The organism is Photorhabdus aballayi, assembly GCF_026153155.1.
Taxonomy (GTDB): Bacteria; Pseudomonadota; Gammaproteobacteria; order Enterobacterales; family Enterobacteriaceae; genus Photorhabdus; species Photorhabdus luminescens.
In genome coordinates this window covers 45525-56730 of the sequence record NZ_JAPFCD010000035.1, presented here as the reverse complement: position 1 = coordinate 56730, position 11206 = coordinate 45525, and the positions used below count along the sequence as shown (strand labels likewise).

The following is an 11206-nucleotide window of genomic DNA, read 5'->3' as shown; positions in this document are numbered from 1 at the left end:
GCAAGATTAGCGGCGGAGCAGGCGGAACAGAAACGCCTTGCAGAGGAAGCTGCAAGATTAGCGGCAGAACAGGCAGAACAACAGCGTGTTGCAGAGGAAGCTACAAGATTGGCGGCGGAGCAGGCGGAACAGCAACGCCTTGCAGAGGAAGCTGCAAGATTAGCGGCGGAGCAGGCACAAACTGAACAGCCAAAGCCAGTTATATTAAAAGAGCAAGAGCGCCCGACTAAAGAAGGCTTTTTCTCTCGTTTGAAACGCAGTTTGGTTAAAACTCGTCAGAATTTAGGGTCCGGTTTTCTCAGCCTATTCAGTGGTAAAAAGATCGATGATGATCTGTTTGATGAATTGGAAGAACAGTTATTGATTGCCGATGTTGGTGTCGATACTACCCGTAAAATCATTAGCAGTTTGACAGAGCATGCCAGCCGTAAAGAGCTAAAAGATGCGGAAGCGTTGTATGCCAAACTAAAAGAAGAGATGTCTGGGATTCTGGCTAAAGTGAATAAGCCCTTGGACATTGAAGGAAAAACACCGTACGTCATTCTGATGGTTGGTGTTAATGGTGTGGGAAAAACCACCACAATTGGTAAATTGGCTCGTCAATTTCAGGCACAAGGTAAATCTGTCATGCTGGCCGCTGGAGATACTTTCCGGGCAGCCGCCGTTGAACAGCTACAGGTGTGGGGGGAACGCAATCATATTCCGGTGGTAGCGCAACATACTGGCGCTGATCCCGCTTCCGTGATTTTCGACGCTATTCAGTCAGCTAAAGCTAAAGGTGTAGATGTACTCATTGCAGATACCGCTGGTCGTTTGCAAAATAAATCTCATCTGATGGAAGAATTGAAGAAGATTGTCCGGGTGATGAAAAAACTGGATGAAAATGCTCCACATGAAATTATGCTGACATTGGATGCGAGTACCGGTCAGAATGCGATAAGTCAGGCTAAACTGTTCCATGAAGCTGTTGGATTGACAGGTATCTCATTGACAAAATTGGATGGTACCGCCAAAGGCGGGGTAATTTTCGCCATTGCTGATCAGTTTGAAATTCCTATTCGTTATATTGGGGTTGGTGAAAGAATTGAAGATCTACGGCCATTTAAGGCAGACGACTTTATAGAGGCGCTTTTTGCCCGAGAGGATTAATTACCTATGATTCGCTTTGAACAGGTCAGTAAAGCTTATCTGGGGGGACGGCAAGCCCTGCAAGGGGTGGATTTTCATTTGCGCCCTGCGGAAATGGCATTTCTAATCGGTCACTCAGGGGCAGGTAAAAGTACCTTGCTGAAACTCATCTGTGGCATTGAGCGGCCTAGCGCCGGACATATCTGGTTTGCCGGTCATGATATCAGTCGGTTAAAAAGCCGTGAGGTACCTTTTCTACGTCGTCAGATTGGTATGATTTTCCAGGATCATCATCTGCTGCTGGATCGGACGGTGTACGATAATGTGGCAATGCCGCTGATTATTTCAGGCGCCAGTTTTGAAGATATCCGTCGTCGGGTTTCTGCTGCTCTGGATAAGGTTGGTCTGCTGGACAAAGCGAAAAATTTCCCAATTCAGCTTTCGGGCGGTGAACAACAACGTGTTGGCATTGCTCGTGCGGTTGTGAATAAGCCGACTGTTTTATTGGCGGATGAACCTACCGGTAATCTGGATGGTGAGTTGTCTGAGGGTATTTTACGACTGTTTGAAGAATTTAATCGGGTAGGGGTGACAGTGCTGATGGCAACCCATGATATGGCACTGATTGAAAGACGGAAATATCGTCTTCTGACTCTGAGCCAGGGCCGTATGGTGGGAGAGCATCATGGTTAAAAATGTGCGTAAGGCAGCGGGGAAAGTAACAAGATCGAAAAGTAAAGTTTTACAAGGAGGATGGCGTGAGCAGTGGCGCTATGCTTGGATGAATACGTTGACAGATATGTCACGTCAGCCTTTGGCGACGTTGTTGACCGTGATGGTGATTGCGATCTCCCTGACATTACCAAGTGTTTGTTACATTGTGTGGAAGAATGTCAGTCAGGCTGCGGAAAAGTGGTATCCCACTCCTCAACTGACGGTATATCTCGATAAATCACTGGATGATAGCAGTGTTCAGAAATTAATAAGTGAGCTGAAAGCACTTGATGGTGTGGATAATGTCAACTATCTCTCACGTCAGGAAGCAATGACAGAATTCCGCGCCTGGTCTGGTTTTGGTAGCGCGCTGGATATGTTGGAAGAGAATCCGTTGCCCGCGGTGGCGATTATCACACCGAAAATTGATTTTCAGAGTTCACAGACGCTAACCACACTGCGCGATAGAGTTTCTCAGGTTAAAGGTATTGAAGAAGTTCGGATGGATGATAGCTGGTTTGCCCGTCTGGCGGCGCTGACTGGTCTTATCGGTCAGATTGCGACAGTGATCGGTATTCTGATGATCGTTGCACTGTTTTTAGTCATTGGTAATAGTGTGCGTCTCAGTATTTTCAGTCATCGTGATACGATTAACGTGATGAAGCTTATTGGTGCAACGGATGGCTTTATTTTGCGTCCGTTCCTCAATGGTGGTGCTTTGTTAGGGGCTTTGGGGGCAATTTTATCGTTAATTTTATCCGCATTGTTGGTATGGAAACTTTCTGATGTTGTCACACAGGTTGCCAGCGTGTTTGGCACGACATTTAATTTACATGGGCTTTCATGGGATGAGTCCCTGCTGCTAGTTCTGCTCTCTGCGATGATTGGTTGGGTTGCTGCTTGGTTGGCGACAACTCAGCATTTGCGCCATTTTACGCCAGAATAAAACGGTAATCTTTTCAACAGGCTGAGCGAGATCAGCCTGACAACGCAATAACCATCTCCTTTTTTTTCTAGGGTAAGAATTTCTATTCATTGACTTAAATCCAAAATCACGATTTTCTTCTGTGTAGAATTAATTGAATAAGGTGCTTGAATTCATTACCTAATTTGTACTCTTCCGGTGAACCTGGCGGACACATTTTGTGAAATGGAATTAATATTTGTCGTGGATAGTACAAATAAAGTTAGTTGCATAAATATAAAACTATCTGTTATTTTTTGTCCTGTGATCCCTTTGTAGGGATGGTCGGTGCTGAAATTATTACTCTTCCACGGATCTGTAACTTGAATATACACATTCTGGTGATAGACTGTACCGCTGTGTGTTCATATACACTGATGTAATCTAATCCATACTAACGATTTGAGCCTTATTTGAGAGGATTTGAATGGCCAAAGAAATGCAAACCTTAGCGTTAGTTCCTCAAGGAAGTCTAGAGGGCTATATCCGTGCCTCTAATACCTATCCGATGCTGACAGCAGAGGAAGAGAGGGAACTGGCTGAAAGGCTGCATTACCAGGGGGATCTGGATGCAGCTAAGAAGCTGATTCTGTCTCATCTGCGCTTCGTTGTTCATGTCGCTCGTAGCTATGCTGGTTATGGGCTGCCTCAGGCGGATTTAATTCAGGAAGGGAATATTGGCCTGATGAAAGCAGTACGTCGTTTTAACCCGGAAGTTGGGGTGCGTCTGGTTTCTTTTGCCGTTCACTGGATTAAAGCTGAAATCCATGAATATGTACTGCGTAATTGGCGTATTGTTAAAGTTGCAACAACTAAAGCACAGCGTAAGCTGTTCTTCAATCTGCGTAAAACTAAACAGCGCTTAGGGTGGTTCAATCAGGACGAAGTAGAAATGGTCGCCAAAGAACTTGGTGTGACCAGTAAAGATGTGCGTGAGATGGAATCTCGTATGTCAGCGCAGGATATGGCGTTTGATATGTCTGCCGATGATGATAGTCAGGAAGGTCAACCGGTTGCGCCAGTGCTGTATCTTCAAGATAAAGCTTCTGATTTTGCAGATGGCATTGAAGAGGACAATTGGGAAAACCATGCGGCTGATAAATTATCGGTAGCGATAGAAAGTTTAGACGAGCGCAGTCAGGATATTATTCGTTGCCGCTGGTTAGATGATGATAATAAGTCTACCTTGCAAGAGTTGGCGGATAAGTACGGTGTTTCTGCGGAGCGGGTACGTCAGCTTGAAAAAAATGCCATGAAAAAATTGCGTGTGGCAATTGAGGCATAAATAGAGTGATTTTGCGTTAACGCAATCATAATTAATAAATTAAAAGGGCGATAATGGTTTATCGCCTTTTTTGTTTCATTTTTCACTGTTGTCACTCACTCAGTTAATTCTATGAAATATGTGTCTTGCAGGCGTTACGAAAACGCTTACGTTGTAAGGAAATCTGGGTGGTGGATGCTGACCGTTATCGTAACCCCGATGAAGATCTCCCGCTAGATTTCGATACAAACCGGATTTCCATCACACCACTCGACCTCCAACAAGAACCAATGAATCTGGCCCACTTGAAGCGCGAAATTACCGGACGTTGGCCGATGACCAGCTTGAAAAAGTCATCAGCGCTTTCATTGAACAGCATATGTTCTACTAAATTGGAAGCATCACTAAAAAAGCAAAGGAGCTGAATCAGCTAGCTCCTTTTTTACAATATTATTGATTATTGTGGATTGCAGCCAGCTTTTTTCGTTGCGCTATATCCCACATGTTTACGGTAAGGATCGAGATTCCATTTATCTTTGTTACGGGCAATATCCACGTGGCAATCGAACTGATTACGCATACCTTTCGTATTGTACCAGTGTGGGCTGTTCCCGAACTTACGCTTCAGTTCGTTGAATGCCTCATTGGTTTTACCGAAGTGAAGATTGCGACCACATTTGGTTGGCACAACCGCCAATGTCATCTTGCCAAAGCGCTTTATCCACTTGCCCGATTCAATATACGGCCCGTGGCGGCAGTTACTGTGCCCATTGTTAGCGCTCGCAGGGAAAACAGCCATGCCGAAGAATAACACCAACAATACAAACCCTATCCTTTTCATATCACCTCCTAAACTGCCCATAAATTGTGGCCAATGTGCTTACCCAGTTATGATTATGATACTGAAAAATATTTTTTTACTATGTGTACATTAAATGTTGCACATAAAACAATGTGAATCACTGTGGGTTTATTTTCAATGTTGGCTTTTTGCGACACCCTTTAAAGTCGAGGATTTCCTTGCGGAGGATCTATGAAAATTGTTATTGCGCCTGATTCATTTAAAGAAAGCCTCAGCGCCTTACAAGTCGCTGAAGCGATAGAACAAGGATTTCGTGAAATCTATCCACAAGCTGAATACATTAAATTGCCGATGGCAGATGGAGGGGAAGGTACAGTTGAATCGATGGTGGCAGCCACCGGTGGAAAAATTGTACGTCTGTCAGTCACCGATCCATTAAATCAGCCGGTAGATAGTTTTTTCGGTGTGCTAGGTGATGGAGAAACCGCGGTTATTGAAATGGCGGCGGCTTCTGGCTTACATCTGGTGCCGATGGAAAAGCGTAATCCGCTGATAACTACGACTTATGGTACCGGTGAGCTGATGTTGGCTGCTTTAGATCAAGGTGTCAGCAAGATAATTTTAGGTATTGGCGGTAGCGCGACTAATGATGGCGGTGCCGGTATGATGCAGGCGTTGGGGGGTTGTTTACTTGATTCTGATGGTAAAGAGTTGGAGTCTGGCGGGGCTGCGCTAAGTCGGCTGGCTAAAATTGATCTTTCCGGTTTGAACGCGTGTTTGAATCGAACCGAAATTATCGTCGCCTGTGATGTAACTAACCCGTTATGTGGTGAGTTTGGCGCATCTGCTATTTTCGGGCCACAGAAAGGAGCGACACCAGAGATGGTGAAAGAGTTAGATGCGGCTCTACGCCATTATGGTGAAAAAATTGAATTACTGACCGGCATTAAGGTCATTGACGTACCTGGTGCCGGAGCAGCAGGGGGAGTGGGTGTTCCTTTACTTGGTTGGTTAGCCGCTAAATTGCAACCGGGAATTGATATTGTTATCTCCACGCTGGAATTGGAAAAGGCAGTACAAGACGCTGATCTGGTTATTACTGGTGAAGGACGGATGGACAGCCAGACTATTTATGGTAAAACGCCAATCGGCGTTGCTCGTATGGCCAAAAAACATGCTATTTCGACTATTGCGTTGGTTGGCGGTATGAGTCGGGACTATGGTGTTGTTCATCAGCACGGATTGGATGCCGTTTTCTCAATTATGCCCGGCGTTTGTTCTCTTTCTGACGCGCTTGCTTGCGGGCATGAGAATTTGAGGGTGACTGCCCGCAATGTGGCTGCGGTCTGGAAGATGGGTCAGCTAGAATAAGAATTTGACTTGGCATCGTAGTAAAAACTACAGGCGTTCATGAAACCTTTTAATGCTGGCTCGTCAGCATCTGAGAACCCTTCAAGGCTTAATTTCCACTGGTTAACTGTGGGATGTTGAGCTTTTATTTCGTTTATCAAATATAAACCCACTCCCCGGCGGCGTGTTATTTCACGGACACATAAATCTTTAAGCAGGCCGGATTGATCATTAAGAGTCATTTTTACTGCGGCAAGTAATCTATCATTAAAACGAGCAGCAAATAGTTTATTTCCATTTTTTAACCAAATTTGCCATTGCTCAGGTGCCTGTTGAGGCCAGATTTTCTTTAGATCAATCATATCTTGTGTTGATAAAACAGTAAGTTGTTCAATAGTTAGCTTCATGGCTTTTCCATATCAGTTTAAATGAATATACCCGTTATCTTTCAAGTTGCCGCCGCGATGCATCTTGAAATCAATAGGGTATAGATAGACAGTGTGTTGTGTAACCGCTTTTTTACGTTACCGAAAAAATGTTTTTAACATAGTCGATATTTCGAGCTAAAGATTGCTTTACTAATATTTAACCAGAATATCACACTATGTTTTGTCTAAAATCCAATCAATTTTTGCCGTATTTTATTCTGTAATTAATGCTTTTATCTACCTTGTTAATTTGATTTTAAGCATGAAATGCTATTTTAATAATATGAAAAATAAAATCTTATTAATAAAAATCACTTTATCTAACCAGTAATCACAAAAGATCATGATTTCCTGTCAGATAATGGGTGATCTTAAAGGTAAGCACAATAAATTAGACCAATAACAACACGGGGATAAATAAAATGAAAATCATAACAGGTAAGACACTATTAGCAGGCTGTATTGCTATGATGATGAGTCACTCACTGTCGGCACAAGAGATCAAAGTGGCGATTGTAGGGGCAATGTCTGGTCCGGTTGCTCAATATGGTGATATGGAATTTACTGGCGCCCGTCAGGCAATTGCAGATATCAATGCTAACGGTGGTATTAATGGTAATAAGCTGGTGGGCGTTGAATATGATGATGCCTGTGACCCGAAACAGGCTGTGGCCGTCGCTAATAAAGTGATTAATGACAACATTCGCTATGTTATCGGCCACTTGTGCTCTTCGTCTACTCAACCGGCATCTGACATCTACGAAGATGAAGGTGTCATTATGATTACTCCGGCGGCAACCAATGCCGATTTGACGACTCGTGGCTACCAGATGATTCTGCGTACTACCGGGTTGGATTCTGATCAGGGACCAACGGCAGCGAAATATATTGCTGACAAGATTAAACCTCAGCGTATAGCTATTGTTCATGATAAACAGCAATACGGTGAAGGGTTGGCTCGATCTGTTCTCGATAAATTGAAAAAAGCGGGAGTCAATATTGTCTTGTTTGAAGGCGTTACTGCTGGCGATAAAGATTTTTCGGCTTTGGTTGCCCGCCTGAAAAAAGAAAATGTGGATTTTGTCTATTTTGGCGGCTACTACCCTGAAATGGGGCAAATTCTGCGTCAGGCTAAGCAGGCTGGCCTGAATATTCGCTTTATGGGACCAGAAGGTGTGGGTAATTCCTCGCTATCCAATATCGCCGGAGCCGCTTCTGAGGGCATGTTAGTCACACTACCTAAGCGTTACGATCAGGTGCCGGTGAACAAAGCTATTGTTGAGGCGATCAAAGGTAAGAAAAGCGATCCAACAGGTCCGTTCGTCTGGACCACCTATGCTGCTCTGCAATCTCTGGCTACGGCAATGAATCGTACCGGTAGCATGGAACCGATTGATTTGGTGAAAGACTTGAAAGCGAATCCAGTGGATACCGTAATGGGAACACTGAGCTGGAATAAAGCTGGCGATCTGAAAGGGTTCGAATTCGGTATTTTTGAATGGCATGCAGATGGTTCTTCTACTTCTGTGAAGTAAAGTCGTCAGCTCCTGTTGATCAGGAGCTGCTATTCCAGAGGTACAACGTATGTCAGAGCAATTTCTCTATTTTCTACAACAGATGTTAAACGGAGTGACTCTGGGCAGTACTTATGCCTTGATTGCCATTGGTTATACGATGGTTTACGGCATTATCGGGATGATTAACTTCGCTCATGGTGAAGTTTACATGATTGGTAGCTATGTCTCTTTTATTGTCATTGCGGCTCTAATGATGATGGGAATTGATTTGGGCTGGTTGCTGATTACGGCTGCTTTTTTAACATCAATTGTCATTGCCGCTGCTTATGGTTGGAGCATTGAGCGAGTGGCTTACAGACCAGTTCGTCATTCTAAACGTCTGATTGCCCTGATTTCGGCGATTGGGATGTCTATTTTCTTGCAAAATTATGTCAGTCTGTCACAAAGTTCTCGCGATCTGGCATTGCCAAGCTTGATTACCGGACAGTGGGTGTTAGGCGAAAGTGATGGATTTTCTGCCAGTCTTAGCGCAATGCAACTGACCATCTGGATAGTGACATTTCTTGCCATGCTGATATTGACAATATTTATCCGCTATTCCCGTATGGGACGTGCCTGCCGTGCTTGTGCGGAAGATCTGAAAATGGCCGGTTTGTTGGGGATCAATACTAACCGAGTGATTTCCTTAACCTTTGTTATCGGTGCAGTCATGGCCGCGGTAGCGGGTGTTTTGTTGGGGCAGTTCTATAGTGTGATAAATCCGTATATCGGTTTTATGGCAGGAATGAAAGCTTTCACCGCCGCCGTATTGGGAGGAATTGGCAGTATCCCGGGGGCGATGATTGGTGGCTTGATCTTGGGCATTTCTGAAGCCCTAACTTCCGCTTATTTGAGCACTGAATATAAAGATGCCGTTTCTTTTGCTCTACTTATTGTTGTGTTGTTGTTTATGCCGACTGGGATTTTAGGCCGTCCAGAGGTAGAAAAGATATGAAACATGCTCATTGGGTGAATGCCATTATTGCTTCAGTCGTTTTATTTGTGTTGTCTGCCTTTATGATGGGGATGCAGTTGTCGCTGGACGGTCCGAAGTTGGTCGTCCACCGTGCCGATGAAGTGCGATGGTTATGGATCGGCATTGGCTGTGCGGTTGTTTTTCTGTTCCAACTATTGCGTCCGGTTGTTCAGCAGACAATGAAGAAAGTACCGATTAAAAGCTGGTCGTTGTCGGATTTCAATGGTTCAACCAAAGGACAAAAGTTACTGGCAATATTGGTCATTATTGCTGCAATTGTCTGGCCGTTTATTGTCTCCCGTGGTAGTGTTGATATTGCTACGCTGACGTTAATTTATGTCATGCTAGGGTTGGGTTTGAATGTGATGGTTGGTTTGTCGGGGTTGTTAGTACTCGGGTATGCAGGTTTTTATGCTATCGGTGCTTATACCTACGCTTTGCTAAGTCACTATTACGGACTAGGATTTTGGCAGAGTTTGCCATTGGCGGGGTTAACAGCGGCTTTATCGGGGCTTTTACTCGGCTTTCCGGTATTGCGATTGCGAGGTGACTATCTGGCAATTGTTACGCTTGGTTTTGGTGAAATTGTTCGCATTCTGCTGTTGAATAATACTGAAATAACTGGTGGTCCGAATGGCATCAGCCAGATCCCAAAACCGACTTTCTTCGGGCTGGAATTTAACCGCAGTGTGAAAGAGGGAGGTTGGGATACTTTCCACAACTTCTTTGGTTTGAAATACGATCCAAGCGATCGGGTCATTTTCCTCTATCTGGTGGTGTTACTGTTGGTAATGCTGACAGTATTTATTATTAATCGACTACTACGTATGCCATTAGGTCGTGCATGGGAAGCTCTGCGTGAAGATGAGATTGCTTGCCGTTCTCTTGGTTTAAGTCCAACCCGAATTAAACTGGCGGCGTTTACTATCAGTGCTGCATTTGCCGGTTTTGCTGGTACTTTATTTGCTGCCCGGCAGGGTTTCGTCAGCCCAGAGTCCTTCACTTTTGCTGAATCTGCTTTTGTGCTGGCGATTGTGGTGCTTGGAGGGATGGGATCGCAGACGGCGGTGATTCTAGCGGCCATTTTGTTGGTGGTTTCCCGTGAGATGATGCGTGATCTGAATGCCTACAGTATGTTGTTGCTAGGGGCAATGATGGTATTGATGATGGTTTGGCGCCCGCAAGGATTGCTACCGACAAAACGCCGTCATATCAAATTGGAACGACAGGTACAGGAGGGAAAGCAAGCATGAGTGCGACACCATTATTGCAAGTTTCCGATCTGACCATGCGTTTCGGCGGCTTGCTGGCGGTTAATAACGTAGCCTTGAGGCTAAATCAAGGTGAAATTGTTTCTCTTATTGGGCCTAATGGTGCAGGGAAGACCACGATCTTTAATTGCTTGACCGGATTTTACTGTCCGAATAGCGGTACTATAAAGTTGCGGGAGAAACATCTGGAAGGGTTATCTGGGCAGGCTATTGCGCGTATGGGTGTTATTAGAACATTCCAGCATGTGCGATTGTTCCGAGAGATGACGGTGATTGAAAATCTATTAGTGGCGCAACATCAGCATCTGAAAAGGGGCCTTTTTGCCGGCCTTTTGAAAACGCCGGCATTCCGCCGGGCAGAATCTAAGGCGATAGATTGCGCCATCACTTGGTTAGAACGGATTGGTTTATTACCAATGGCAAACAGACAGGCAGGTAATCTGGCATACGGCCAGCAACGGCGTTTGGAGATTGCCCGCTGTATGGCAGCTCGTCCGGAAATTTTGATGCTGGATGAGCCTGCTGCGGGGTTGAATCCGAAAGAGACAGCAGAGCTTAATGCTTTAATTGCTGAACTGAGGGAACATCATCAAGTTTCTGTACTGTTAATTGAGCATGATATGAAATTGGTGATGGGAATTTCAGATCGTATCTATGTTGTTAATCAGGGAATGTCTTTAGCGCAAGGACGGCCAGAAGAGATTCGTAACAACCCGGATGTTATCCGGGCATATCTGGGCGAGGTGTATTAAT

General features: G+C 44.7%; 11 protein-coding genes and 1 pseudogene. 10 read left to right on the top strand and 2 right to left on the bottom strand.

Annotated elements, in window-relative coordinates; all coding sequences use genetic code 11:
* The 5 genes and pseudogenes from ftsY to OO184_RS16630 form a co-directional block, all read left to right on the top strand.
* A partial coding sequence (gene ftsY, locus OO184_RS16650; protein ID WP_265380133.1) for a signal recognition particle-docking protein FtsY occupies positions 1 to 1149 on the top strand: 1149 nt, incomplete at its 5' end.
* Positions 1150 to 1155: 6 nt separating this feature from the next.
* Positions 1156 to 1821, top strand: a complete 666-nt coding sequence (gene ftsE / locus OO184_RS16645) for a cell division ATP-binding protein FtsE (RefSeq protein ID WP_265380132.1) — start codon at positions 1156 to 1158, stop codon at positions 1819 to 1821.
* Complete coding sequence (gene ftsX, locus OO184_RS16640; protein WP_265380131.1) at positions 1814 to 2788, top strand: permease-like cell division protein FtsX; 975 nt, start codon at positions 1814 to 1816, stop codon at positions 2786 to 2788. Before ftsE ends, ftsX begins: the two co-directional genes overlap by 8 nt.
* A 445-nt stretch (positions 2789 to 3233) precedes the next feature.
* A complete protein-coding gene (rpoH, locus tag OO184_RS16635; RefSeq protein ID WP_265380130.1) occupies positions 3234 to 4091 on the top strand; it encodes an RNA polymerase sigma factor RpoH in 858 nt (285 codons plus the stop codon).
* Between the two features lie 110 nt (positions 4092 to 4201).
* A pseudogene (locus OO184_RS16630) lies at positions 4202 to 4417 on the top strand (hypothetical protein); the annotation flags it as partial.
* 110 nt (positions 4418 to 4527) lie between these two features.
* Here the strand turns inward: OO184_RS16630 and OO184_RS16625 are convergent.
* Positions 4528 to 4911 (bottom strand): DUF2599 domain-containing protein, encoded by a 384-nt coding sequence (locus OO184_RS16625; protein ID WP_265380129.1) that lies wholly within the window; start codon positions 4909 to 4911, stop codon positions 4528 to 4530.
* A 192-nt stretch (positions 4912 to 5103) separates the two neighbouring features.
* Between OO184_RS16625 and OO184_RS16620 the strand changes: the two genes are divergently transcribed.
* On the top strand, positions 5104 to 6243 hold the full coding sequence (locus OO184_RS16620) for a glycerate kinase (protein WP_265380128.1): 1140 nt from the start codon (positions 5104 to 5106) through the stop codon (positions 6241 to 6243).
* Here OO184_RS16620 and panM read toward each other — a convergent pair.
* Positions 6231 to 6629: an aspartate 1-decarboxylase autocleavage activator PanM gene (gene panM / locus OO184_RS16615; RefSeq protein ID WP_265380127.1), complete on the bottom strand. Its 399-nt coding sequence runs from the start codon at positions 6627 to 6629 to the stop codon at positions 6231 to 6233. The genes OO184_RS16620 and panM overlap by 13 nt on opposite strands.
* 443 nt (positions 6630 to 7072) lie before the next feature.
* Between panM and OO184_RS16610 the strand changes: the two genes are divergently transcribed.
* The 4 genes from OO184_RS16610 to livG are packed head-to-tail and all read left to right on the top strand — an operon-like array spanning position 7073 to position 11205.
* Positions 7073 to 8185: a branched-chain amino acid ABC transporter substrate-binding protein gene (locus tag OO184_RS16610; RefSeq protein WP_265380126.1), complete on the top strand. Its 1113-nt coding sequence runs from the start codon at positions 7073 to 7075 to the stop codon at positions 8183 to 8185.
* Between the two features lie 49 nt (positions 8186 to 8234).
* Entirely contained in the window at positions 8235 to 9161 is a 927-nt protein-coding gene (livH, locus tag OO184_RS16605; protein ID WP_265380125.1) for a high-affinity branched-chain amino acid ABC transporter permease LivH, read from the top strand.
* A complete protein-coding gene (locus tag OO184_RS16600; RefSeq protein WP_265380124.1) occupies positions 9158 to 10435 on the top strand; it encodes a high-affinity branched-chain amino acid ABC transporter permease LivM in 1278 nt (425 codons plus the stop codon). The genes livH and OO184_RS16600 overlap by 4 nt, the downstream gene beginning before the upstream one ends.
* The gene (livG, locus tag OO184_RS16595; protein ID WP_265380123.1) at positions 10432 to 11205 is read left to right on the top strand and encodes a high-affinity branched-chain amino acid ABC transporter ATP-binding protein LivG; all 774 of its coding nucleotides are present in this window, start codon (positions 10432 to 10434) and stop codon (positions 11203 to 11205) included. Before OO184_RS16600 ends, livG begins: the two co-directional genes overlap by 4 nt.
* Position 11206: the final 1 nt, after the last annotated feature.

Excerpts from the sequence above, each read along its gene's own strand:
- ftsX (WP_265380131.1), top strand. The coding sequence starts at position 1,814 with ATGGTTAAAAATGTGCGTAAGGCAGCGGGGAAAGTAACAAGATCGAAA.
- livH (WP_265380125.1), top strand. The coding sequence starts at position 8,235 with ATGTCAGAGCAATTTCTCTATTTTCTACAACAGATGTTAAACGGAGTG.
- panM (WP_265380127.1), bottom strand. The coding sequence starts at position 6,629 with ATGAAGCTAACTATTGAACAACTTACTGTTTTATCAACACAAGATATG.
- livG (WP_265380123.1), top strand. The coding sequence starts at position 10,432 with ATGAGTGCGACACCATTATTGCAAGTTTCCGATCTGACCATGCGTTTC.
- OO184_RS16620 (WP_265380128.1), top strand. The coding sequence starts at position 5,104 with ATGAAAATTGTTATTGCGCCTGATTCATTTAAAGAAAGCCTCAGCGCC.
- rpoH (WP_265380130.1), top strand. The coding sequence starts at position 3,234 with ATGGCCAAAGAAATGCAAACCTTAGCGTTAGTTCCTCAAGGAAGTCTA.
- OO184_RS16610 (WP_265380126.1), top strand. The coding sequence starts at position 7,073 with ATGAAAATCATAACAGGTAAGACACTATTAGCAGGCTGTATTGCTATG.
- ftsE (WP_265380132.1), top strand. The coding sequence starts at position 1,156 with ATGATTCGCTTTGAACAGGTCAGTAAAGCTTATCTGGGGGGACGGCAA.
- OO184_RS16625 (WP_265380129.1), bottom strand. The coding sequence starts at position 4,911 with ATGAAAAGGATAGGGTTTGTATTGTTGGTGTTATTCTTCGGCATGGCT.
- OO184_RS16600 (WP_265380124.1), top strand. The coding sequence starts at position 9,158 with ATGAAACATGCTCATTGGGTGAATGCCATTATTGCTTCAGTCGTTTTA.